Genomic DNA, 24,000 nt, shown 5'->3' on the forward strand with positions numbered 1-24,000 from the left:
CGGGGGTCCCGCGGAACCGTCCGGGCCCGGGGAGCATGTGGAATCGTCCAGGGCTGCCGGTGGCAGCGGAGACCGTGCCGGGGACCCCTCGCGGTTCGCGGCCGAACCGGCCGACGAGCGGACCGCGGCCCGCTACGCGGCGATCCGTTACGCCGTGGACACCCTGGAGCCGCTGCCCCGCACCCGCGTCTACCTGGACGCGGGGCACCCGGGATGGCACACCGTGCGCAGCATCGTGCCGCGCCTGCTGGCGGCCGGGGCGGACCGCGCCACCGGGTTCTTCCTCAACGTCTCCGGCTACCGGAGCGACGACGAGAACGCCTGGTACGGCAGGCTGGTCTCGTCCTGCCTGGCGCTCGCCGGCCACGGCCACGACCCGGCGTCCTGCGCGGACCGGGACTGGTCGCGGCAGGAGGCGCGGGCCTGGCTGGGCGCGCGCGCCGAGGTGCTGGACCCGGCCCGGATGAAGCACTTCGTCACCGACACCAGCCGGAACGGCCAGGGTCCCTGGCGGCCGCCGGCCGGCCGCCATCCGGACCCGCAGGACTGGTGCAATCCGCCGGGCCGCGGTCTGGGCGCCCGGCCCACCCTGCGGACCGATGACCCGCTGCACGACGCGGCGCTGTGGGTGAAGACCCCCGGCGAGTCGGACGGCGGCTGCCTGCGCGGCGGTCCGGGGCCGAAGGACCCCGAACGCGGCATGGTGGCACCCCCGGCGGGGGAGTGGTTCGCCACCCAGGCACTGGAGCTGGTGCGGCTGGCCCGGCCGGGGATCATCCCGGAGTGGGTCGGGATGATCGGTGCCCGCGGGCTGTTCCCGCCGGTCGAACTGACGCCGGTGGACGCGGCCCTCTACCTCGACGCGCGGCGCGATGCCGACCGCCCGGGCGGAGCCGCCTCTCCGGGCGGAGCCCCGGCGCCGGACGGAGACCGGGGCTCGGGCGGAGCCGAGGGGGCGGGGGATGCCGAGGACCGGGCGGAGCCGAAGGGGCGAGTGACGCTGAAGGACCGGGTGGAGCCGTAGGGGTGGGTGGCGCGAAGGCTCCGGTGGAGAGCGTGGGTCCGGATCCGGAGGGCGCGGAGGGCCGGGGCGACGCCGAGCGTCCGGGCGACGCCCAGGGTTCGGGCAAGATCCAGAGTCCCGGGCGGCGCCCAGGGTTCGGGTGGCGCCGGGGGGGGGGCCGGGTGGTGCCGACGGCCCGGGCGTGGCGCAGGGCTCGGGCGGTGCCCAGGGACGGGATGGTGTGCCGGGCCCGGGTGGGGTGGAGAGGCCGGGTGGTACCGGTGGGCCGGGCGGCTCCGACGGCCCCGGTGGTGCCGACCGGCCGGCGGAGGCGCGGGGGCCGGGTGGTACCGGCGATCCGGGCGGCGCCCGGCGCCCGGGGTGACCACGGAGGCTGGTGCCCCTACGGGCCTGGCGCCCCTACGGGTGGGCGGCCCCTACGGGGTGGGTGACTCCCTACGGGGTGGGTGACCCCCTACGGGGTGGGTGACCCCTACGGGGTGGGTGACCCCTACGGGACACGCGACCCCTACGGGACAGGCACCCCCGACGGGACGGGAACCCCGACGACCCCGACGGGACGGGCCGGGCCACGCCCGGTGGCGCTGGTGGCGGTCCGCGCGCCGCGACGGGCCGGCCGGCGGGCCGGCTCCGGCGCGCTCCGGACGTACGGATCGGCCCGGACAGGGGCCCGGGCACCCGCGCCCGCGCCGGGGGCGGTGCCGGTGATCCGTACCGAGGACCGCCCGGGATGCCGGAGAACGTGTGAGCAGGGGGCGGGCGGGTACCCGGACACTCCCCGGCCGTGGGAACAGCCGTGGCGCCGGACGCTCACCGACCGGCGTGGCCGGTGACCGACGGTGCCGGTGACGGGCGGCCGTGACCCGGCCGGGGCCGACCGAACCATCCCAGGCTGTCCCAACCGGAGGTTCTTCGATGACCTGGCAGTCCGACGACGCCCGGACGCGGACCGCGACGTCGCCGCCCACCCACCCCCCGACCCGGTGCCGCCGTCCCCGACCCCCGACCCCCGGTCCGGGGCCCGGTCGGAACCCGGCCCCTCCCCGGGGCCGCGCCCGGGGCCGGATCCGCAGCCCCCGCCGGGGCCCGCGCCGGACCCGGTGCCCAGGCCGCCGGGGCCGGACCCGGTGCCCGAACCGTCCCCGCAGCCCGGGCCGCTGACCTGAGTCGCGGGAACGACCTTCCGTACCGGCGGGCCCGCCCCTGTGCTCTCGCGCGGGGCCGGGCCCGCCGGCGCGTACGAACGGCCCGTTCCCCGGACGGCCCGTTCCCACCGTTGCGCCACACCCTGCCGCAGCCGGCCGGCCGGCTGGCCCGGCACGGCCCCGGCGGGCCGCCGTCCTCGCCGGTGCGCCGCCGGACCGGGGCACCCGGCACCCGCCCCCGGTACACCGGCCGCCCGGTCGGCGCGGTGCTCGGTCGGCGGTGGCCCGATCGGCTCGGCGCCCACGTCCGGACGGCAGCCCACGGCCGGACGGCGTCCCGACCGGCCGGCAGCCGCACCGGCCGGCTCGTCAGGCCGGCCCTGCGCGCCGGCGTCTCCGCGTCGTCGTGCACCGTCGTGCCGGCACGGAAGCGGGGCCTTGCCTGGAGCGAGCCGCCCGAGCGACCCGCCCGAGCGGCCCGCCGGAGCCTGGGCACCCGCCTCTCGGCACCGGGCTCATGCCTCAGGGACCATCGATGATCTTCTCCGCGATGCGGCCGAGCGCCGCGAGTTCCCCGGGGTCGAGCCGGTCCACGAAGTGCCGGCGTACCGAGGCGAGGTGGGTGGGCGCCGCCTCCCGGAGCGTGTCCCACCCCGTCTCGGTGAGGACCAGGAGGCAGCCCCTGCCGTCGGCCGGGTCCGGTGCGCGGCGGATGAGTCCGCGCGCCTCCATGCGGGTGGCGTGGCGGGACAGACGGCTCCGCGACCACCCCATCTTGGCGGCCTGCTCGCGCAGCGTGCTGGTGCCCTCGGTGCGCTCGGACAAGGTGCTGAGGACCTCGTAGTCGGGCTCGGACAACCCGTGTTCCGCCAGGTCCTGGGCGGTGCGGGTCTGCACCGCGGTCACCATGCGGAGGTACGCCCGCCAGGCCCGTTCCTCCTCGGCGGTGAGCCAGCGGACGGGCGGATCCGACTTGTTCGTTGACATGTAATCAATCTACCGGCTAATTTCGTTTCCATGACAACGAAACGGCTCCGCATCGTCGTACTGGTCTGCAGCACCCGCCCCGGCGCCCTCGGCCCGGCCGTCGGCAGGTGGCTGACCGAGACGCTCGCGGAGAGCGCCGGGACGCTCGACGCGGACCTCATCCCCCTGGCCATCGGCGATCTGGGCCTGCCCTTCCTGGACGAGGAGGAACACCCCTCGACCGGAGTCCACGAGCACGAGCACACCCGCCGCTGGAGCCGGATCGTCGCCGGGGCGGACGGCTTCGTCTTCGTGACGCCCGAGTACAACTACGGAATGCCGGCGACGCTGAAGAACGCGCTCGACTACCTGGGCCCGGAGTGGGCCTGGAAGCCGGCCGGTTTCGTCAGCTACGGCCACACCTCGGCCGGCACCCGCGCGGTCCAGCACGCCAAGCAGGTGGTGACCACCCTGCGCCTCGTCCCCCTGGGGGCGACCGTCGCGATACGCATCGCCGACGCGATGCGGGAGGACCGCTTCGCCCCCGCGGCGCGTCATGCCGACGCGGCCGAGGGGCTGCTGGCGGAACTGGTCCGGGTCTCCCGGGCCCTCCTCCCGCTGCGTGAGCGGGCGCACGCGGACGCCCAGGCGGGTCCGCTCCCCGGCTCGTACGTACGGCGCCTCGGCCCGGACGACGCCGCCGAGGTGACCGTGCTGCAGCGCTGCTGCTGGATGGAGGAGGCGCTCGCCAACGACACCCTGGCGATCCCGGCGCTCCACGAGTCACCGGACCAGGTGCGCGCCTGGCTGACCGAGTGGCAGACGACGGGCCTGTGGCGGGACGGGCGGCTGCTCGGGATGGTCCGCACCCGTCGCGCCGGCGCCGACCTGCACATCGGGCGGCTCGCCGTCGCCCCCGACCTGCGGGGACTCGGCGTGGGCCGGTGGCTGCTGCGCCGGGCCGAGTCGGCCGCGGTCGGCTGCCGGCGCATCGTGCTGTCCACCGGCGCCGCCAGCCACCGCAACATCGGCCTCTACCAGGGGCAGGGATACGTACCGCTTCCCGACGCGCCGGACGACGGCGTGGTCAGCCTGGCCAAGGCCGTCCCCGCCTGAGCGCGGGCCTCTCCGGCCGGGCGCGGCACCGTCACGCCGGCCCGGCGGCAGCCGGCCGTCCGGGGCCGTGGCAACAGCAGACCCACCGAAGCCAGGTCGGCGTTCGGCGGCCGGCCAGGGCCCGGTCGGCGTTCGGCGGTCGCCGTGGTGGCGGAGGCGCCATCGCGCGCGGAGGCCGAGGCCCGGCGAGGGCGCCGGGGCGTCAGGGGGTGACCGGGCGCAGGCCGCCCACCCCGCCGCCCGCGTCCAGCGGCGTGATCCGCCGGAGGGCGGCCTGTGCGGCGGCGAGCAGGCGGGGATCCGGGCGGAGCGCGTACTCGCGCAGGCACGCCTCCGTCATCTTGATGACGTGTTCGTCCCCGTGCTCGACGGCCCGCCCGGCCAGCTCCTCCGGCGCCGGGGCCTCGGCCAGCTCCGACCGCCAGGCCGTGGTGCCCTCGTCGCGCCGGTCGGTGGTCATGGCCAGCAGGAAGGCGGTCTGTACCTGCCACAGCCGGGCCACCGTCGGCGGATGCAGCTCCTCCGGCAGGTGCGGCAGCACCAGCCGTGCGGCGGCGGGCGCGGTGATGCCGTGGAGCAGCGGCACCGGGTAGACCTCCGGGTGGCCCAGGTAGACATCGGCGAACTGGGTCGTCATGTCGCCCAGCAGCCGCTCCGGCTGACGGGGCGCCAGCCCGTCCAGCGACTCACGGTAGCCGGGCAGCCCGGTGAGGCCGTCGAGCCGGCGCCGCGCGCGGACGGGGCCGGGGGACCCGTCGTCGGCCGGCCGCGGCAGCGCGGCGACCGCGCCGGCCACGTCGTAGGAGCCGCGCAGCCGGGGTTCCCCGGGCAGAGCGGTGTGCCGGGCGGCCCAGTAGGCCAGGCCGCGTGCCAGTTCGGTCAGCTGCGCGGGGGTCGGCCGGTCGGTGGCGCCCAGCCCGCGCACCGCGTGGGCGGTGCGGATCAGGCCGTGGGTCAGACCGGCGAACAACCCCGGCAGCAGCCGGGGCCACCAGCGGGCCAGCACCTCCCGCCAGGGCGCCCCGGCCAGTTCGCGGGTGAACAGCAGCTCCCAGTCGCCGGCCCGGTCGAAGGCGCCCAGCGCCGGGCGCCAGGAGGACTCGTCCGCGGGGTCGAGGGCGAAGCGCGGCGCCGGCGGCTCATGGTGCTCCATCGCCTTCCGGTAGCGCCGGACCCACCGGGCCACCTCGTCGGCGTGCCCGAGCACGGCGAGCGCCTCGGCGCCCATCGGGCCGTGGTTGGCCAGGTCCATCCCCGCCCCGCGTTCGTACCCGAGGTCGGCCAGGCGTTCCAGCGCGTCGTTGACCGCGTCGTGGTAACCGACCGGCGGCATACGGCATCAGCTCTTTCCGTGTCTAATACTTCGGAAATCCGAACCATCTAGACTCGCAGTATGCCTCAGCCGCCCGGCCCCGGGAAGCCGCCCCGGACACCCGACGCCGACGACCTCGTCCTCGTCGGGCTCGTACCGCTGCTGGAGCCGTACTACCGGGGTGCCGCGGTACGGGACCTCATGCCCGAGCCGCTGCGCGGCGCGATGGAGCGGCACCAGCTGACCCCGCGCCACGGCGCGGTGCTGCCGCAGTTGCTGGCCGCCCAGCCGCTCACCGTCGGCGAGATCGCGCAGCGGCTCCAGGTGTCGCTGCCGACCGCCAGCGAACTGGTCGGCGGGCTCAGCCGCGCCGGCATCGTCGAGCGCGGGGAGGACCCGGCCAACCGCCGGCGGGTGCTGGTGAGGCTCGCCGAGGCGTACCGTCGGCCGCTGGAGACCTTCGTCGCCCGGCGGGCGGAACCCCTGCTCCGCGCGCTCGACGGGCTGACGCCGGACCAGCGGGCCGGTTTCGTCGCCGGCCTCACCGCCTGGGTGCGCGAGGTGCAGCGCTCCTGAGCCGGCCGGCTCCGACGGTCCGCGTGGCGGAGAGCCACGGCCCGCGGGGCGGTCGGCCCGCCGGGCAGCCCGGGGGAGCACCGGGCCGCCCGGGACGAGCACCGGGCCGCCCGGGACGAGCACCGGGCCGCCCGGGGGAGCACCGGCCGTCCGGGCGGCACGGCACAGAGGCGTGACCCGACCGGGGCGTGACCCGCCGGACGCGCCCCCCGGCGCGCGGTCCGACGGGGTACGGCGCGTCGGGACAGGGCGCGGGGCGCGGCGCGGGGTGGCCCGGGGCGCCGGCGCGCGGGGCTGCGGGCCCGGGAGTGTGACGTACGCCATGCAACCCGGCGGCGGGCCGGTGCGGTCACCAGTTCGTGCTGTACTCCTCTCCCCACCCCGCCGGCGACACCCTGCCGACGGCCGCTACCGTGGACCTGACGGTCGTGGTGCCCGCGTACAACGAAGAGCACCGGCTGCCCCGGACGCTCGATGCGATCTGCCGCTATCTGCGCTCCTCACCCGGCCGGCACGCCTCCTGGGAGGTGCTGGTCGTGGACGACGGTTCCACCGACGCCACCGCTCAGGCCGTCCGGTCCGCCGCCGTGACCGAGCCGCGCATCCGGCTCCTCGGTCCGCCGGCCGGTACTGCGCGGCCGGCGCCGCTCACCGCCAACCACGGCAAGGGCCACGCGGTGCGCCTGGGGGTGCTCGCCTCACGCGGGCGGCGGGTGCTGGTCACCGACGCGGACCTGGCCACCCCCATCGAGGAACTGGCGCTGCTGCACGACCGGCTGGACGCCGGCTGCGCGGCCGCGATCGGCTCCCGGGCGCGGCCCGGCTCGCGGATCGAGGTCCGCCAGCACGCGCTCCGGCACCTGCTGGGCCGGGCCGGCAACCGCGTCATCAGGGCGCTCGCCGTACCCGGTGTCGGCGACACCCAGTGCGGCTTCAAACTCTTCGACGGGGACCGGGCGCGTACCGCCTTCGGCCGCTCCCGCACCGACGGCTGGGGCATCGACGTGGAGATCCTGCGGATGTTCCAGCAGGCCCGGTGGCCGGTCGCCGAGGTGCCGGTGCGCTGGGCCCACCAGTCCGGCTCCAAGGTGCGCGCGCGGGACTACCCGGCCGTGCTGTGGGAACTGCTGCGGCTGCGGGGCCGCGGCGCCCTGGGCCGGATACGCCCGGCCGACAAGGCCGTGGTGCTGGGGTACGTCCTGCTGTCGGTGTGGCTCTTCCACGGTCTGTGGGCGGACCTCGACCGCCGCTATCTGGTCGACAGCGCCCAGGACCAGAACCAGTGGGAGTGGTTCTTCGCCGTCACCGCCCACCACGTCTTCGGTCTCGACGGCCTCCTGCACACCACCTTGCAGAACGCCCCGCTCGGGGTGAACCTCATGGCGAACACCGCCATGCTCGGCCTGTCCGTCCCGCTGGCGCCGGTCACCGCGCTCCTCGGGCCCTCCGTGACCTGGGCGCTGGTGCTCACCGGCGGCATGGCCGGCACCGCGGCGGCCTGGTACCGACTGCTGCTGAAGCGTTTCGTCCGCTCGCGGCCGGCGGCCGCGGTCGGCGGGGCGCTGTGCGCCTTCGGGCCGCCGATGATCTCGCACGCCAACGCGCACCCCAACTTCGCGGTGCTCTTCATGATGCCGTTCATCATCGACCGGGCGCTGCGGCTGTGCCCGCCCGGCGACCGGGCCGGGGGTGCGGACCCGGCCGCGCCGCCGCGCACCGTCCGGGACGGCGTGGTGCTCGGCCTGTTCCTCACCTACCAGGTGTTCCTGGGCGAGGAGGCGCTGCTGCTGGCCGCGGTGGGGCTGCTGCTGTTCGCGGTGGGCTACGCCGCCGCGCGCCCGGCGGTCGCCCGCGCGGCGGTGGTGCCGCTCGCCCGCGGCCTGGCGGTCGCCGGCGCGGTCGCCGTCGTGCTGCTGGCGTACCCGCTGTACCACCAGTTCTTCGGCCCGCAGAGCTACACCGGTGTGCTGCACGGCCCGACCGGCAACCCGCCCGAGGCCCTGGTGGAGTTCGCCGGCCGCTCGCTGGCCGGAGATCCGGCCACCGCCGACGGGCTCGCCCTCAACCGCACCGAGCAGAACGCCTTCTTCGGCTGGCCGTTGCTGCTCCTCGCCGCCGCGGTGGTGGTCCGGCTGCGCCGCGACCCCCGGGTCCTGGCGCTCGGGGTCGTGGCGGGCGGGGCGATCCTGCTCTCCCTGGGCCGCTCCATCCCGCTGCCCGGGACGGACGCCGAACTGCCCGGGCCGTGGCGGCTGGTGCACGAGCTGCCGCTGTTCGAGTCGGTCATCGAATCCCGGATGGCGATGGTGGCGGTGCCCGCGCTGGGCATCCTGATCGCCCTCGCCGCGGACCGCCTGAGCGGCCCGGCCGGCCGCGCCGCCGCACCGGACGTCCACCGGACCCCGTCCGGCTCCCCGGCCCCGGACGCCGCGGACGACCCGGACGCCCTGCCCGGCGCGGGTGCCCCCGAGGCACCGGACGGACCCGCGGCGGAGCCCGCCGGCCGGCCCGTGGCGGCCGGGGCCAGGAGAGGGACGCGGATCGCGGGGTGGGCCGCGGTGGCCGCGGCGCTGCTGCCCATCGCGCCCACACCGTTCACCACCGTGGACCGGCCCTCGGTCCCCCCGTTCATCGCCGACGGCATCTGGCGCGACTACCTGCCGCCGGGCAGCACCCTGGTCCCGGTGCCGGTCCCCGAGCCCGCGCACGCCGAGGCCCTGCACTGGCAGACCGCCGCCGACCTGGGCTTCGCCATCCCCGGCGGCTACTTCATGGGTCCCTACGGCCCCGACCGGGCGGGCATCTACGGACCGGTGCCCCGCGCCACGGCCGCGCTCCTCGCCGAGGTCGGCCGCACCGGGCTGGTACCGCCCATCGGTCCGGAACAGCGCCGTGCCGCCCGGGAGGACCTGGCGTTCTGGCGGGCCGGCGCGCTGGTGCTCGCCCCGCACCCCAACGGTCCGGCGCTGCGCGACGCCGTGCAGCGGCTGCTGGGCACGCAGGGGCGGTGGGTCGGCGGGGTCTGGGTGTGGCGGCTGCGGCCGCCGGACGGGGACGGCGGTGTCCGCCGCGTATCGGCGCCATGAAACGGTGGCGGTACGGCGCGCGGCGCCGGACCTCCGCCGCCGGGCGGACCGGCGCGGCGGCGCCGTGCCGCCGGAGCGCCCGGGGGCGAGGTGGCGGACGGGGGAGTGTGAACCGGAGCACATGATCGGGACGAGGCAGGCGGGCCGGGCGGACCGGGCGGAGGACGAGCGGGCGTACACCGAGTACGTCACCGCCCGGCTGCCCGCGCTCCGCCGCATCGCCCACCTGCTGTGCAAGGACCCGCACCGGGCCGACGACGTCGTACAGACCACCCTCACCAAGCTCTACGTGCACTGGCGGCGCGCCCGGGCGGCCGAGGACCTGGACCGCTACACCCACACCATGCTGGTGCGGTGCTTCCTCAGCGAGCAGCGGCTGGGCTGGGCCCGGGTACGGCTGTCCGGCGCCCCGCACGAGGTGCCGGGAGTGCCGCCGGCCGCCGGGGTCCCGGACATCGAGACACGCGCCGAGGTGCACACCGCGCTGTCCCGCATCCCGGCCCGTCAGCGCGCGGTGCTCGTGCTGCGCTTCCTGTGCGACCTGCCGGTGGCGGAGGTGGCCGGGATCCTCGGCTGTTCGGAGGGGAATGTGAAGAGCCAGTCCGCGCGCGGTCTCGCCCGGCTGCGTGCCCAGCTCGGCCCCGGGCGGGCGGAGGCCCGGCTGCCGGTCGGCGGGAGTGGTGCACGTGCACGACGATGAGCTGGAGCGGGAGGCGGCACGGCTGCTCCACCCGCTGCGCGACCTGCGGCCCGGGGCCGACGCGCCGGGCGTGGACCTGGCGCGCGTGGTCCGGCAGGGGCGCCGCCGAGCGCGGGCGCGTCGTGTCGCCGGCCCCGCCGCGGGGGTGGCCGTCGCGGTGCTCGCGGTGCTCTTCGCCCTCGGGCTGCACCCGCTGCCGTCCAACCGCGGGGTGCCGCCGGGGGAGCGGCCGCAGCACCCGGCACCCTCGGTCGGCCCGGCGCCCGCGGAGAGCGGCACGGCACCGGACCGGCCGAGCCCGTCGACCACCACCCCCTCCTCCGGCGGGGCCTCGGCGACCACGGAGACCCCCACCGACGGCCCGTCGGGGCTCCCGTCCGGCGGCCCCGCCACCGGCCCGGGGAGCCCGGCCACCGGTACGGCGACCGGGATGGCGACCGGGATGGCGACCGGCGCGGCGACCGGCGCAGGCAAGATCGGCAAGGCGGTCACGGTGCCGCCCGCCACCGCCCCGGCGACCACCCCGACGGCCACCGGGTCGACGACCACCGCCGGCCCTCCGTGACCGGCCCCGATCGCCCCCGACCGCCCCGACCGCCGGGTCGGGGACGGTTCGGGCCGGCCGGTCCCCCGCGCCGGGACGGCGCGGCGGGACCGCGGACGGCAGGCCGGTCGGGTCGGACACGGCTCAGGTGACGCAGGGCGGCCCGTCCGGGGAGGGGACGGAGAGGCACGGGCCCGGTCCGTGACGGGGACGGCGAGGCGCGGGGCTCATCAGTGACGGGTGTGGAGACGCGCGGCGGCCCGGTCCGGGACGAACCGGGCCGGTCGGGGGCGGGCGGGTACGGATACGGGCCGGGCAGGGTGGGACCGGACACCGTCCCTCGGCCCGGTACGGCCCCCACCGCGGGAACGGCGGGTGCCCGGGAGCCCGGCGGGCGCGCCGGGGCGTCACTGCCGACGGACGGGCCGGGGTGTCCTGCCCGCCGGCGGCCGGGGCGGGCCGCAGGACGGTCGTACCGGGGTGTCGGCGGGGGCGCGCACGGCCGACCGCGCGGGGTTAGGGAGACGCCGCGGGCCCGGTCCGGGACCCGCGAGCCGGAGGCCGCCCGGAGGCTGCCCGACGCCCGCTGCCGGGCGCCCGGCAGCGACCCCGCGCGGCTCAGCGGCCGGCCGGTGCGGTCGACGGGAGCGCCGGCGGGAAGGCCCGCCGGTAGGCGCCGGGCGACACGCCCAGCTGCCGGACGAAGTGGTGGCGCAGGTTGTTGGCCGTGCCCAGCCCGCTGCGCTCCGCGATCCGTTCGATCGGCAGGTCGGTGGACTCCAGCAGGGTGCGGGCCCGTTGCAGGCGCTGCTCCAGCAGCCACTGGAGGGGAGTCGCCCCGGTGACCGCCCGGAGCCGCCGGTAGAACGTGCGCGGGCTCATCGCCGCCCGCCGTGCCAGGTCCGCCACGGTCAGCGGCCGGTCGAGGTGCGTCCGGGCCCAGTCGAGGACCGGGCCCAGCCCCTCGTCGTCCCGTACGGGCACCGGTGCCTCGATGAACTGCGCCTGGCCACCGGGCCGGTGCGCGGGCACCACCATGCGGCGGGCCAGCTGATTGGCGACGTGTGCGCCCAGGTCCCGGCGGACCAGGTGCAGGCACAGGTCGAGGCCGGCGGTCAGCCCGGCACTGGTGAGCACATCGCCGTCGTCCACGTACAGCACCGCCGGATCGACGCGCACCCGCGGATACCGGGCGGCCAGTTCGGCGGTGTGCATCCAGTGCGCGGTCGCGCGGCGCCCGTCGAGCAGCCCGGCCACGGCGAGCGCGAAGGCGCCGGTGCACAGCGAGACCATGCGGGCGCCCGCGTCATGGGCCCGGCGCAGCGCCGCGATCAGCTCCCCGGGCAGCGGTCTGCCCTCGGTCACGCAGGCATCGGGCACCGAGGGGACGATGACCGTACCGGCGCCGTCCAGCCCGTCGAGCCCGTAGGGGGTCCGCAGGACCGGCCCGCCGCCGGGCCCCGCACCGCCCGGTGCCCCGGTGCCGCACAGCCGCAGCTCGTACCAGGGGTCGGCGAGGTCGGCCTGCGCGGGCCCGAAGACGGTGCAGGCGATGCTCAGTTCGTACAGGTCCCAGGAGGGGACCTGGATGTCCTCGGCCACCACCACGGCGACGGTTCCGGCACTCATGCCCGGCAGCGTATGGCAGGAATGTGGTGGTGGGCGGCAGCGGTGTCACTGTTCCGCCCCGCCGCGCCCTGCGAGCGTGGGGCCCGCGTGATCAACCGTCACGCGGATGCACGAGGGAGTGGGGCATGCACGCAGAAAACCGTCCGGTCGGCGTCGTCGGACTGGGCTCGATGGGGTCGGCGCTGGCCGCCGCGCTGCTGGACCGGGGCCACCCGGTGACCGTGTGGAACCGGACCGCGGACAAGGCCGGGCCGCTGCTCGACCGGGGCGCCCGGCAGGCCGCCACCGTCCGGGAGGCGATCGAGGCCGGCCCGCTCACCATCGCCTGTGTACTGGACCACCGGGCGCTGCGCACCGTGCTGGACCCGGTCGCCGACGCCCTGGCGGGCCGGTCCCTGGTCAACCTCACCTCCGGTTCGCCGGAGCAGGCGCACGAGGCGGACGCGTGGGCCCGGTCCCTCGGCGCCCACTACCTCGACGGCGCCGTCATGACCACGCCGCCGGGTGTCGGCAATCCCGAGATGATGGTCCTGTACAGCGGCGCCCGGACGGTCTTCGAGGACCACCGGCCGACCCTGGCGGCCCTGGGCGACCCGCTGCACCTGGGCGACGACCCCGGCCTGGCCTCCCTCTACGACGCCGCGCTGCTCGGACTGATGTGGTCCACCATGACCGGCTGGCTGCACGGCACCGCGCTGGTCGGCGCGGAGGGGACCCCGGCCACCGCCTACACCCCCGTCGCGATCCGCTGGCTGACCGCCGTGACCGGGTTCCTCACCCGGTACGCCGCCCAGGTGGACGCCGGCCGCTACCCGGGCGACGACGCCACCGTGGACGTGCAGATCGCGGCCGTCGAACACCTCCTGCACGCCGCCGGTTCCCGGGGCGTGGACAACGCCCTTCCGGAGCTGCTGAAGGCCACGATGGAGCGCGCCCGGGACGCGGGTCACGGCGCCGACAGCTTCGCCGGCGTGATCGAGGTCCTGCGGAAGCCGGCGGGTGACCGGTGACCCGGACACCGCTCCGCCGCGCCCCGGCCGCCGGCCCTCCGGCGGCGGTTTCCCCGGCCGCCGCCTCCCCGGCCACCGTCCCGTCCCCGGGCGGCTCCCCGGCCGCCTCCCCGGCCACCGTCCCGGCACCGGCCGGCGTCCCGGCCGGCTCCCCGGCCGCGGACCTGTGGGCCGACCTGCTGCGGACCGCCGCGGAGGACTGCCTGGCCGCCCTGGGCCGGGGCGCGGACCGGGACTGGGCGCACCCCGCCTACGGCCTGGACTGGAGCTGCCGGGAGACCCTGGACCACCTCGCCCTGGGCCTGGTCGGCTACACCGGGCTGCTCGTCGCCCGGCCCACCGACCGGTACATCACCCTCTTAGCCTCGCTCGACCCGCACGCGCCGGTCGCCGGGTGCCTGGAAGGCGTCGGGATCGCCGCGTCGCTCCTGGCCTCCTCCGTCCGCGACACCCCCGCCGGAGCGCGGGCCTGGCACCCCTGGGGCCACTCCGACGCCACCGGGTTCGCCGCCATGGGCATCACCGAGCTGGTGGTGCACACCTACGACATCACCCGGGCCCTCGGCGTGCCCTGGACACCTCCGGACGACCTCCTGCCGCCCGTACTGACGCGGATCTTCCCGGACGCGCCGGCGGGCCACCGCCCCTTCGGCACGCTGCTGTGGTGCACCGGCCGCGGCCCGTTGCCGGGCCTGCCGCGCCGCACCCGGTGGCAGTGGGACGGAACCGTGCGGTCCGCCGCAGGTGAGCCGCGGGCCGGCGACGGTACGCGGCCGGTCTGAGGAACGGGCCGTGGACGGGGACGGTCCGCACGGTCCGCACGGGGACGGAAGGCCCGACCCGGCGTCATCCGGAAAACGAAACGCCGGGCCGGCGCCGGCGGGAGCCCCGCCCGCGGATCGAACGCGCCCGGGACAAAGGGAAGCCCCGGCCGGTGGGGGGACCGGCCGGGGCGGCTCAGGGCGGGTACGGAGGGCGGTCGCCTCGCGGCGAAAGGCTCCATGGGGCTTCAGCCGAACGATCTTCCCCATGGGCGGGAGGTGAGGCCCGGGGACACTGTCCCCTCCGTACCCACGCCCGGTTCAACGGCCCCGCACGGCCCGTTGTTCCTGACAACAGCCTCATAGGGTGTGAAACGGAACACACGGGGACAGATGCCTGTCGATGGCGGATGAACGGCGGGGACCCGCGCCCCCGGCCGCCACCGCGCCCGACCCGGCCTGGCACCGCACCGGGCCCGGCCGGGGTGCGGACAGCCGCGTCGCGGGCGGCCCGGCTCAGCCGGTGGTGCCCTCGTCCACCGGTTCCAGCGTCTCGGCCGCGGGAGCGGACGCCCCGGTGGCCGGGGCCGGCCGCCGGCGTGCGGCCAGCCGGGTGGCGACGGGCTCGGTGTAGCGGGCGGTCAGCGGCCCCAGCACGACCAGGACGAGCACGTACGCGGTGGCCAGCGGCCCGAGATCCGGTTCGATGCCGGCGGTGACCGCGAGGCCGGCGATGACGATGGAGAACTCGCCGCGGGCCACCAGGGTGCCGCCGGCCCGCCAGCGGCCCTTGGCCGAGATCCCCGCCCGCCGGGCCGCCCAGTAGCCGGTGGCGATCTTCGTACCGGCGGTGAACACCGCCAGCGCGAGCGCGGGAAGCAGCACCGGCGGAATGCTCGACGGGTCGGTGTGCAGACCGAAGAAGACGAAGAACACGGCCGCGAACAGGTCCCGCAGCGGGCTGAGGAGGTTGTGCGCGCCCTCGGCGACCTCACCGGACAGGGCGATGCCGACGAGGAAGGCGCCGACCGCGGCGGACACCTGGAGCTGCTGGGCGATCCCGGCGACCAGGAGGGTCAGGCCCAGGACGACCAGGAGCAGCTTCTCGGGGTCGTCGCTGGAGACGAACCGGGAGATGATCCGGCCGTACCGGACGGCCAGGAACAGCACCAGCCCCGCGACGCCGAGCGCGATGGCCAGTGTGAGGCTGCCCGCGGCCAGCCCCACGCCGGCCAGCAGCGCGGTGACGATGGGCAGGTAGACGGCCATGGCCAGGTCCTCCAGCACCAGGATGCTGAGGATCACCGGCGTCTCGCGGTTGCCCAGCCGCCCGAGGTCACCCATCACCTTGGCGATGACCCCGGACGAGGAGATCCAGGTCACCCCGGCCAGCACCACCGCCGCCACCGGCCCCCAGCCCAGCAGCAGCGCCATCGCCGCGCCGGGCAGCGCGTTGAGGGCGGCGTCCACCAGGCCCGCCGGGTACTGCGTACGGAGGTTGGAGACCAGGTCGCTGGCGGTGTACTCCAGCCCGAGCATCAGCAGGAGCAGGATCACGCCGATCTCGGCCCCGATGGCGACGAACTCCTCGCTGGCGCCCAGCGGCAGCAGCCCGCCCGTCCCGAAGGCGAGCCCGGCCAGGAGGTAGAGCGGGATGGGGGAGAACTGGAACCGCCCGGCGAACCGGCCGAGCAGGCCGAGCCCGAGGATGATGGCGCCGAACTCGATCAGGAAGATCGCGGAGGAGTGCACCGATCACTCCCGTCCGAGTATCGCGGCGGCCGCCTCCACACCCTCACGGGTGCCGATCACGATGAGCACGTCCCCGCCGGCGAGCCGGAACGACGGCGGCGGCGAGGGGATCGCCTCCGCCCGGCGCAGCACCGCCACGATGGAGGCGCCGGTCTCGCTCCGCAGACACGTCTCGCCCATCAGCCGACCGTTCCAGTGCGAGGCGGCGGGCAGCTCTATCCGCTCGGCGACCAGGCCGAGATCGGTCGTGGACAGCAGGTTCTGGCAGTGGTGAGAGGGCATCAGCGCGTCGATGAGCGCCTCCGTCTCGCCCGCCGACAGCTTCACCGACAGCGCGCACTGGTCGGGGTCGTCCCCCCGGTAGGCGCTGAGGATGCGCCCGCCGTCGCGGTGCGCCACGACCGAGAGGAGCCGGTGTTCACGTGTCGTGAGGTCGTAACGGACGCCGATCCCGGGCAACGGCGTCCTGCTCATGCGGGGGGCGGGCACGGGGCGTCCTCCTGGGAGCGGGGGCGGGGAAGGGGCGGACACTCGCGGGGCCGCCTTGGTGAATACTTTACCTGGGCAACAATTTGGGTCGAATTTCGGCCATGTGGGAGTTCGCCCCGCGGTGGACGGCGCCGTTCCGGCGGGGGTCCCGGGGATCCCGGCGCCGGAGCACCGGGCGCGGGCGGCGCGAGGCGTGGTGCGGATCGGCCGGTGCGAGGTGCCCGCCCCACCTCCCGGTGCCGGGGGTGGCGCACCGGTTCCCATGCGGTGGGCGGTCGGCGGGCGGCGCCGTGCACCATGTCGAACAGCAGGTTGCCGACAGGGACACGGAAGAGGTCGATGCAATGATCGAGTGGAGGCTGATCAGTTCTGCCGCGAGACCGGTGCCGCCACCGGTGAACGCGCCGACGGTGTGGGCGGCCGCCCTGGTCTCCGCACCCGCGGTGGTCGCCGTCCACAACCTGCTCAACGGGCACGGCGATCCGCTGCTCGACACCATCGCGCTGTGCGTGGTGGCCGCCGTGCTGGGCGCCGCCGCCCCGCTCGCGGCGGCCCCGGGCACCGCCTTGGTCTGCTGGACCTTCATCAGCCTCTTCGCCACGCCGCCCATGGGCCGCTTCTCCTGGACGGTGTACCACGACGTCGAGCGGCTGGGCTGTCTGCTGCTCGCCGCGGCCGTGGGCACCGTCGGCGCCCGGCTGATCCACGCGCGGGCCGCCTACCGCCGTATACCGCCCGCCGGTTGACCGACCGGACCATCCGGTGGCCCGGGGGCCGGCTCCGGGCCCCGCACCCCGGAGGGCGCCGCGACCCCCGCGGTACCGGCCCGGTTCCGCTCCCGGCCGGGCGCCACCGCCCCGGCCGCCCGGTGCCGCGACGTCCGCGGCACCGGAATCCCCGCGGGCCGTACCGGCTCCGGTGGTGTGCCGCCCCGGGCCGCCGCCCTGCGTGAGCCTCCGCGCGCCGAGTGAGGGGACGGGCCGTTCGCGGCCCGCCGGGGCGGGTGTGGGTGTGCTCCCGCCCGGCCCCGGCCCCGACCCTGGCCCGCGTCACCACGTGGCCGTACTCAGTCGCCGGCGGCGGCCACCAGCTTGCGCACGTTCTCCACGCTGCCGCAGCCGGACTCCAGGTACTGCGTGCGCGCCTTCGAGAACGCCTGCCCCAGCTCGGCGCGGCGGTCGTCGGCGACGTTCTCCCGCGCGTCGTTGAGCAGGGTGCGCTCCTCCTCGTCCGCATGGTGGTTGACCGCCGTGACCAGCTCCTCCAGCTTCTCGTCCCACTGCTCGGACGCGGTGTCCTCCACCTCCAGCAGGGCGAGCAGCGCTTCGTTGGCCTCGTGGTGCTCGTGGACGCTGTGGTCGACGTCCTCGCCCTCGACGTTCTTGTAGCGCCGCAGGGCGGGATAGACCTCGTCCTCCTCGGCCGAGGCATGGGCGATGAGCAGGTCCGCGAACTCCGCCAGTGCGGCGGCGCGGTCCGCCTCGGCGTTGCGCATCGTGCGGAAGAGGTCCTCCATACGGCGGTGGTCCTGCAGAATGAGCTCGACGACATCGGTGGATGACACAGGGACTCTCCCTCACTGCGGATGACGGTGTTGCCGGTCACGCGGCTACCCGCGTTCGCGCGGATGCGGACGGCGGCCCGGCACGGTTCCGGCCCGTCACGCTTCGGTCCGCCCCGCATCCGCCGGCCCGGTCGGATCACCCCACCGCGTCCCCCGCGCGCCGGCCGGCACCGCGGCCTGGCGCCCGGCACGGTCGCCGGTTCCCGCCGGGCGATCGGGGACGCCCGCCGGGCGGCCGGGAACGGGTGCGGCCGGCGGACCGGTCCCGGATCCGCCCGGCACCGCCACCACCGGAGAGTGCCGGCTCGGGTACCGATGCAGCCGGCCCGGGCACCGATGCCCGACCGGCGTACCAAGGGGGGCTGCCCCCACCCGGACCGGGGGCATACCCCACCCGAACTGGGGGGTTTGCCCACCGAAGTTGGGGGGTTGTCCGTAGTGAGGCGAACTGTGCCGCGCCCCTACGGTCGAGCGGTGTGAGGTACCTACCCAACACATCGAGCAGATCCCCTGTTCCCAAGCGCCGGTCCGTGCGGTGCGCGGTGGTGCTGGCCGCCGCCTCGGCCCTGGCGGCGGTCGCCGCCCCGGCGCCGGCCGCGGGCCGGCCGGCCACCGCCCCGACCGCCGCACCGGCCGGCTGCGACCAGGCGCGCGGGGCACTGACCGCCTCCCTGGACACCCTCGTCGCCCGGCACGGCACGCCCGGCGTGGCGGCCGAGGTGACCGACCCGCGCTGCGGCCGCTGGTCCGTGGCGCGCGGCGTCGCCGACCTGGACTCCGGCCGTCCGATGCGTGCCGCGGACCGGCTGCGGATCGGCAGCGTCAGCAAGACCTTCACCGCCACCGTCGTGGTCCAGCTCGCCGCGGAGGGCCGGCTGCGGCTCGACGACCCGGTCGAGCGGCACCTGCCCGGACTGATCCGGGGCGACGGCCACGACGGCCGCACCATCACCGTGCGGCAACTGCTCCAGCACACCAGCGGCATCGCCGACTACGTGGACGCCATCGGCGCCCAGCCGGTGGAGACGTGGCGGTACCGCCACTTCGAGCCGCGGGAACTGGTCGAACTGGGCCTGAAACTGCCGCGCCCGCAGGGACCGTGGCACTACTCCACCACCAACACCGTGCTGGCCGGGCTGATCGTGGAGAAGGTCACCGGGCGCGGCGTCGAGGCGGAGGTGACCCGGCGGATCATCCGCCCGCTGGGCCTGCGCGACACCTACTGGCCCGGGGACGCCACCCGCATCCGCGGCGCGCACTCGCGCAGTTACTTCCCCGCCGACGCGGACACCCGGCCCGGGCCGGACGGCACCCCCCTGGCCGACGGCACCGCCTGGAACATGACCTTCGGCGGCGCGGGCGGCGCGCTGGTCTCCTCGCCCGCCGACGTCAACCGGTTCTTCCGCGCCCTGTTCGGCGGCGAACTGGTGCCCGCGTCCCTGCTCGCCGAGATGAAGCGCACCGTCCCGGCCGACCCCGAGCGGCTGTGGCCCGGGGCCCGCTACGGGCTCGGGCTGATCGCCTCCCCGCTGTCGTGCGGCGGCATGTGGTGGGGCCACGGCGGCACGGTGCCCGGCGGGCACCGCGCGCTGGGCGCCATCGGCCCCGGCGGCCGCGGCGTCGCCCTGGCCCTCACCCGGGTGCCGCACAGCGAGCAGGCCGAGCAGGACTTCCGTACGGCCGTGGACACCGCCCTGTGCGCCACCGGCCCGAACACCCACCAGAGCAAGGAGAACATGTGACCACCGCGACCACGGTCGGACGCCGCGCCTCGGCCGCGGGCCTGGCCCTCGCCGCCGCCCTGACCGCGTCCCCCGCCCTGGCCGCCGCGCCGTCCGCCGACCGGGACCGCGCCGCGCAGAAGACCGGCGGGGGGCTGGACCGCTACTACCGGCAGCACCTGGCCTGGGGCAGCTGTGTCACCGGCCCCGACGACGAGGTGGGCCGCGAGCTGGACAAGGCCGGGGTGCAGTGCGCGGACGTGACCGTGCCGCTGGACTACTCCAACCCCCGGGGCCGCACCATCACCGTCGCGATATCCCGGCTCAAGGCCACCGACACCCGCAACCGGATCGGCGCGATCCTGCTCAACAACGGCGGCCCCGGCGGCACCGCCGTGGACTCCCCGCCGCACGTCCGGAAGCAGATGAAGGACGTCGGCGCGCGCTATGACATCGTGGGCTTCGACCCGCGGTTCGTCGGCCGCAGCACCCCGCTGGACTGCGGCTGGCCGGTGAGCATCGGCCTGATGTCGGCGGGCCTGGACCGGACAAGCTTCGACGGGCAGGTCGCCCTCAACAAGAGTCTGGCCGCCAAGTGCCGTGCCACCGACGCCTCGGTGCTGCCGCACATCAACACCCGCAACACCGCTCGCGACATGGACGTCATCCGGGGAGCGCTGGGGGAGCGGAAGATCTCCTACCTCGGCTACTCCTACGGCACCTACCTGGGCACCGTCTTCACCCAGATGTTCCCCGACCGCGTGGACCGGATGGTCCTGGACGGCGCCATCTCCCCGCGCAGGTACGGCCCCCTGCTGATGCGCGACATGGTGGGGCCCAACGAGCGGGCGCTCGCCGCCTGGGCCGACTGGGCCGCCGAGCGGAACGGCACCTACGGCCTCGGCGACACCCGGGAGCGGGTGCTCGGCACCGTCACCACCGTGCTGGAGGAGGCCGGGCGCCGCCCGCTGACCCTGGGCACCGGCGAGCAGACCTACCGGATCGACGACACCCACGTGCCGTTCATCTACTTCATCGGGCTCGCGACCGACAAGGACGAGGCCCGGACCGCCCTCGCCGAGCAGACCGTCATCCTCAAGAAGGCCGCCGAGGGCCGGACCGCCGCGCTGACGCCGGAACTGACCCAGATCCTGCGGCTCGCGCTCACCGGCGACGACTCGGCCACGGGCAGCGCGCAGGCGGCCATCCTGTGCGGTGACGGGTACGCCCCGCGCAACCCGGAGACGTACTGGCACGACATCGAGCGCAGCCGCGAGAAGTACCCGGTGTTCGGCCCGCTGACCAACAACATCAACCCGTGTGCCTTCTGGGACAAGCCCCGGGAGCGGCCCACCGAGGTGCGGCTGGACGCCGACCCGCTGATCGTCTCCGCCACCGGTGACACCCGCACCCCGCACGACAGCGCCGTCGAGCTGCACCGGATGCTGCCCAGCTCCAAGCTGCTCACCCTCCAGGGGGCGATCCACCACGGCACCTATGGCGAGTACGGCAACGACTGCGTGGACACCGAGGTCAACCGGTACCTGGCCACCGGCCGGCTGCCCGAGCGCGACCTGACCTGCACCAAGTAGACCGGTGCGCCCCGGCACCGGCCGGGGCACCCGCGCCCGCCGCGGGACCGGTGGCCGGCGGGCCGTCACGGGACCCCCGCGGCGGCCCGCCGGTCCGGACGTTCCCCGGCCCGCCCGCGCCCACCGGCCACCCGCCAGGGGCGCGGGCGGGCCCGGCGCCGTCACCCGGATGCCCCACTGCCGGTGAGGACCGCGGCCCGATGGGGTCTGCTGTTACCCAGGGACCGTCGAACGGGGAGTGGAGCATGTACGAAATGTGCGTCTGTTCGAGTACGGGCAGTGCGCTGGTGTGGCATGTCGCGGCCAAGCACGGCAGCCGTGCCCTGTGCGGCCAGCAGCTGCAGGCGTCGCCCGACCCCCCGGACGCGGAGGCCGCCCCGCACTGCGAGCCGTGCATGGAGAGCTTCCGCTCGCTGATGGCGGAGGGCACCGCACTGGAGTGACCCGCCGCCGGACACGGCCCCGCGGCGCCGGCCCCGCCCACCGCGGTCCCGCCAGGGGCGCCGCCCGTGTCCCCGCGACCCCGTGAGCCGGGCGGGTAGGCCCCGCCGGCCGACCGTACGGACCGTCGGCCCGGAGATGCCCGCGTCGCGGGTCCGCCACGGGCCCGGAGGTGAACGGGCGGGTCCGTACGCCCCGGCTCCCCGGCACCGCCGCCCGGGTTCCGTGTTCCGAAGTGCTCCCCGGCGCCGCCGCCCCGGTTCCGCCTCCCGAAGTGCTCCCCGGCGCCGCCGCCCCGGTTCCGCCTCCCGGCGTACCTCCCGGCGTCCGGCCCGTCCCACCGGCTTAGGCTCGCGCTGTGATCCACATCACCGAGATGCTCAAGCGGCTGGTGATCGGCAGGGCACTGCGCAGCGAGGAACTGGCGGAGACGCTGCTCCCCAAGCGCCTGGCCCTGCCCGTCTTCGCCTCCGACCCGCTGTCCTCGGTGGCCTACGCCACGCAGGAGATCCTGCTGGTCCTCACCCTGGGCGGGCTGGCCCACCTGCACTTCACCCCGTGGATCGCCGCCGCCGTCGTGGTGCTGATGACGGTCGTGGTGCTCTCCTACCGCCAGGTGGTGTACGCCTACCCCGGCGGTGGCGGCTCCTACGACGTGGTGACCACGAACCTCGGCCCGGGCGCCGGTCTGGTGGTCGCCTCCTCCCTGCTGGTCGACTACGTGATGACCGTGGCCGTCTCGGTCGCGGCGGGAGTGGACAACATCGTCTCCGCGGTGCCGGAGCTGGCCCCGCACCGGGTGGCGCTCGCGCTGGGCTTCGTGACCCTCCTGGCCGCGGTGAACCTGCGCGGGGTACGCGAGTCGGGACGGGCGTTCGCCGCTCCCACCTACCTCTTCGTCGGCGGTGTGCTGATCATGGTCGGCACCGGTCTGTTCCGCTACCTGGCCGGCGACGCCCCGGTCGCCGAGAGCGCCGCCTACGGCATCACCCCGCAACCGGGCGACGCCCACCTCACCGGCGCGGCGCTGCTGATGCTGGTCCTGCGCGCCTTCTCCAGCGGCTGCACCGCCCTCACCGGCGTGGAGGCGATCGCCAACGGCGTGCCCGCCTTCCGCAGGCCCAAGGCCCGCAACGCGGCGACCACCCTGGCCGTGATGGGGGCCGTCGCGACCACGATGTTCATCGGCGTCACCGCCCTCGCCCTCGTCGCGAAGGTGCACGTCGCCTCGGACCCCTGCCGGCTCACCGGTGCGGACACCGGCACCGGCTGCTCCGACCACCCCCAGCGCACCGTGATCGCCCAGCTCGCGGCGGCCGTCTTCGGGGGCGAGCACAGCGTGGGCTTCTACACCGTCCAGGCCGCGACCGCGCTGGTGCTGATCCTGGCGGCGAACACCGCCTTCAACGGGTTCCCCCTGCTCGGCTCGGTCCTGGCACGGCACCGCTATCTGCCGCGCCAGCTGCACAGCCGGGGCGACCGGCTGGCGTTCTCCAACGGCATCATCGCCCTGGCCCTGGTGGCCGGGCTGCTGCTGTGGGGGTACCGGGCCGCCGTCACCGACCTGATCCACCTCTACATCCTGGGCGTGTTCACCTCGTTCACGCTCTCCCAGACGGGCATGGTCCGGCACTGGAACCGGCGGCTGCGCACCGAGCGCGACCCGGCGGCCCGCCGGCGTGGCCGCGCCGCCCGCGCCGTCAACGCCACGGGTGCGGTCATCACCGGCCTGGTCCTGGTCGTCGTGCTGGCCACCAAGTTCACCGAAGGCGCCTGGCTCGCGGTGCTCGCCGCCGCCGTGCTGTGGCTGACGATGCGCGGCATCCGGCGCCACTACGACGCCACCGCCGCCGAACTGGCGGTCACCGACCCGGGCGCCGACCTGGCCCCGCCGTCCCGGGTGCTGGCGATCGTGCTGGTGTCCACCGTCCACAAGCCGACCCTGCGCGCGCTGGCCTACGCCCGCGCCTTCCACCCCGACCGGCTGGAGGCCCTCACCGTCGCCGTCGACCGGGACGACACGCGCGTCCTGGAACGCCGGTGGAGACAGCTGGACATCGACGTGCCGCTGACCGTCCTGGACTCCCCGTACCGGGAGGTCACCCGGCCGGTGGTGGAGTACGTCCGCTCCCTCCGCCGCGACAGCCCGCGCGACGTGGTCGCCGTCTTCATCCCCCAGTACGTGGTGGGTCACCGGTGGGAGAACCTGCTGCACAACCAGTCGGTGCTCTGGCTGAAGGGCCGGCTGCTCCTCACCCCCGGGGTGACGGTGACCAGCGTCCCGTGGCAGCTCACCTCCTCCGCCCGAGCCGACCGGCCCGCCGCCCACGCGCCGGGTGCGGTCCGCCGGGGCCGGCCGCGGCGCTGACACCGCCGCCGAGCTGACACCGCAGGCACGGACACCGCCGCAGCGGCCCGGCGGCCCGTTACGCGTACCGGTCCGGCACCCCGCGGGCCCGCGCACCGCCGCGTCCGGCCCGGCGCGCCGTGACCGCCCCGGGCCCCGGCGGCGCCGGAGCCGCGCCGCGCGCCCCCTGCGCCACCCGGGACCTGCCGCCCGCCGAGGGGTCCC

At 76.2% G+C, this 24,000-nt stretch carries 18 protein-coding genes and 1 pseudogene; 13 read left to right on the forward strand and 6 right to left on the reverse strand.

Annotated elements, in window-relative coordinates:
* Positions 1-118 precede the first annotated feature (118 nt).
* Positions 119-766, forward strand: a pseudogene (locus IHE55_RS33445) (glycoside hydrolase family 6 protein); the annotation flags it as partial.
* A 1,925-nt stretch (positions 767-2,691) separates the two neighbouring features.
* On the opposite strand, the gene IHE55_RS23600 reads toward IHE55_RS33445, so the two are convergent.
* On the reverse strand, positions 2,692-3,156 hold the full coding sequence (locus IHE55_RS23600) for a MarR family winged helix-turn-helix transcriptional regulator (protein ID WP_197990855.1): 465 nt from the start codon (positions 3,154-3,156) through the stop codon (positions 2,692-2,694).
* 30 nt (positions 3,157-3,186) lie between these two features.
* Here IHE55_RS23600 and IHE55_RS23605 point away from each other — a divergent pair, with 30 nt between their 5' ends.
* Positions 3,187-4,251 (forward strand): bifunctional NAD(P)H-dependent oxidoreductase/GNAT family N-acetyltransferase, encoded by a 1,065-nt coding sequence (locus IHE55_RS23605; protein ID WP_197990856.1) that lies wholly within the window; start codon positions 3,187-3,189, stop codon positions 4,249-4,251.
* Positions 4,252-4,453: 202 nt separating this feature from the next.
* Here IHE55_RS23605 and IHE55_RS23610 read toward each other — a convergent pair whose 3' ends face one another.
* A complete protein-coding gene (locus tag IHE55_RS23610) occupies positions 4,454-5,584 on the reverse strand; it encodes a questin oxidase family protein (protein WP_197990857.1) in 1,131 nt (376 codons plus the stop codon).
* Between the two features lie 60 nt (positions 5,585-5,644).
* Here IHE55_RS23610 and IHE55_RS23615 point away from each other — a divergent pair, with 60 nt between their 5' ends.
* From IHE55_RS23615 to IHE55_RS23630, 4 genes are all read left to right on the forward strand, one after another.
* A complete protein-coding gene (locus IHE55_RS23615; RefSeq protein ID WP_197990858.1) occupies positions 5,645-6,139 on the forward strand; it encodes a MarR family winged helix-turn-helix transcriptional regulator in 495 nt (164 codons plus the stop codon).
* A gap of 413 nt (positions 6,140-6,552) precedes the next feature.
* On the forward strand, positions 6,553-9,225 hold the full coding sequence (locus tag IHE55_RS23620) for a glycosyltransferase (protein WP_307826799.1): 2,673 nt from the start codon (positions 6,553-6,555) through the stop codon (positions 9,223-9,225).
* Positions 9,226-9,346: 121 nt separating this feature from the next.
* Positions 9,347-9,925, forward strand: a complete 579-nt coding sequence (locus tag IHE55_RS23625; protein ID WP_197990859.1) for a SigE family RNA polymerase sigma factor — start codon at positions 9,347-9,349, stop codon at positions 9,923-9,925.
* On the forward strand, positions 9,912-10,490 hold the full coding sequence (locus tag IHE55_RS23630) for a hypothetical protein (protein ID WP_197990860.1): 579 nt from the start codon (positions 9,912-9,914) through the stop codon (positions 10,488-10,490). The genes IHE55_RS23625 and IHE55_RS23630 overlap by 14 nt, the downstream gene beginning before the upstream one ends.
* Positions 10,491-11,087: 597 nt before the next feature.
* On the opposite strand, the gene IHE55_RS23635 is transcribed toward IHE55_RS23630, so the two are convergent.
* Positions 11,088-12,077, reverse strand: coding sequence for a helix-turn-helix domain-containing protein (locus IHE55_RS23635; RefSeq protein WP_443742627.1), 990 nt, complete (start codon positions 12,075-12,077; stop codon positions 11,088-11,090).
* 146 nt (positions 12,078-12,223) lie between these two features.
* Between IHE55_RS23635 and IHE55_RS23640 the strand changes: the two genes are divergently transcribed.
* A complete protein-coding gene (locus IHE55_RS23640) occupies positions 12,224-13,108 on the forward strand; it encodes an NAD(P)-dependent oxidoreductase (RefSeq protein ID WP_197990862.1) in 885 nt (294 codons plus the stop codon).
* The gene (locus IHE55_RS23645; protein WP_307826800.1) at positions 13,105-13,890 is read left to right on the forward strand and encodes a DinB family protein; all 786 of its coding nucleotides are present in this window, start codon (positions 13,105-13,107) and stop codon (positions 13,888-13,890) included. The genes IHE55_RS23640 and IHE55_RS23645 overlap by 4 nt, the downstream gene beginning before the upstream one ends.
* A gap of 495 nt (positions 13,891-14,385) precedes the next feature.
* Here IHE55_RS23645 and IHE55_RS23650 read toward each other — a convergent pair whose 3' ends face one another.
* The gene (locus IHE55_RS23650) at positions 14,386-15,621 is read right to left on the reverse strand and encodes a cation:proton antiporter (RefSeq protein WP_197990863.1); all 1,236 of its coding nucleotides are present in this window, start codon (positions 15,619-15,621) and stop codon (positions 14,386-14,388) included.
* 3 nt (positions 15,622-15,624) lie between these two features.
* Positions 15,625-16,095: a cation:proton antiporter regulatory subunit gene (locus IHE55_RS23655; protein ID WP_232266743.1), complete on the reverse strand. Its 471-nt coding sequence runs from the start codon at positions 16,093-16,095 to the stop codon at positions 15,625-15,627.
* A 359-nt stretch (positions 16,096-16,454) separates the two neighbouring features.
* On the opposite strand from IHE55_RS23655, the gene IHE55_RS23660 reads away from it, so the two are divergent.
* The gene (locus IHE55_RS23660) at positions 16,455-16,856 is read left to right on the forward strand and encodes a hypothetical protein (protein ID WP_197990865.1); all 402 of its coding nucleotides are present in this window, start codon (positions 16,455-16,457) and stop codon (positions 16,854-16,856) included.
* Positions 16,857-17,176: 320 nt separating this feature from the next.
* On the opposite strand, the gene IHE55_RS23665 is transcribed toward IHE55_RS23660, so the two are convergent.
* Positions 17,177-17,674 (reverse strand): hemerythrin domain-containing protein, encoded by a 498-nt coding sequence (locus IHE55_RS23665; RefSeq protein ID WP_197990866.1) that lies wholly within the window; start codon positions 17,672-17,674, stop codon positions 17,177-17,179.
* A 476-nt stretch (positions 17,675-18,150) separates the two neighbouring features.
* On the opposite strand from IHE55_RS23665, the gene IHE55_RS31695 reads away from it, so the two are divergent.
* The 4 genes from IHE55_RS31695 (at position 18,151) to IHE55_RS23685 (ending at position 23,796) form a co-directional block, all read left to right on the forward strand.
* Complete coding sequence (locus IHE55_RS31695) at positions 18,151-19,416, forward strand: serine hydrolase domain-containing protein (protein ID WP_307826801.1); 1,266 nt, start codon at positions 18,151-18,153, stop codon at positions 19,414-19,416.
* Entirely contained in the window at positions 19,413-20,987 is a 1,575-nt protein-coding gene (locus IHE55_RS23675) for an alpha/beta hydrolase (protein WP_197990868.1), read from the forward strand. Before IHE55_RS31695 ends, IHE55_RS23675 begins: the two co-directional genes overlap by 4 nt.
* Before the next feature lie 200 nt (positions 20,988-21,187).
* A complete protein-coding gene (locus IHE55_RS23680; protein WP_232265674.1) occupies positions 21,188-21,430 on the forward strand; it encodes a hypothetical protein in 243 nt (80 codons plus the stop codon).
* Between the two features lie 374 nt (positions 21,431-21,804).
* Positions 21,805-23,796 (forward strand): APC family permease, encoded by a 1,992-nt coding sequence (locus tag IHE55_RS23685; RefSeq protein ID WP_232266747.1) that lies wholly within the window; start codon positions 21,805-21,807, stop codon positions 23,794-23,796.
* Positions 23,797-24,000 lie beyond the last annotated feature (204 nt).

The sequence above is a fragment of the Streptomyces pactum genome, from assembly GCF_016031615.1.
GTDB lineage: Bacteria > Actinomycetota > Actinomycetes > Streptomycetales > Streptomycetaceae > Streptomyces > Streptomyces pactus.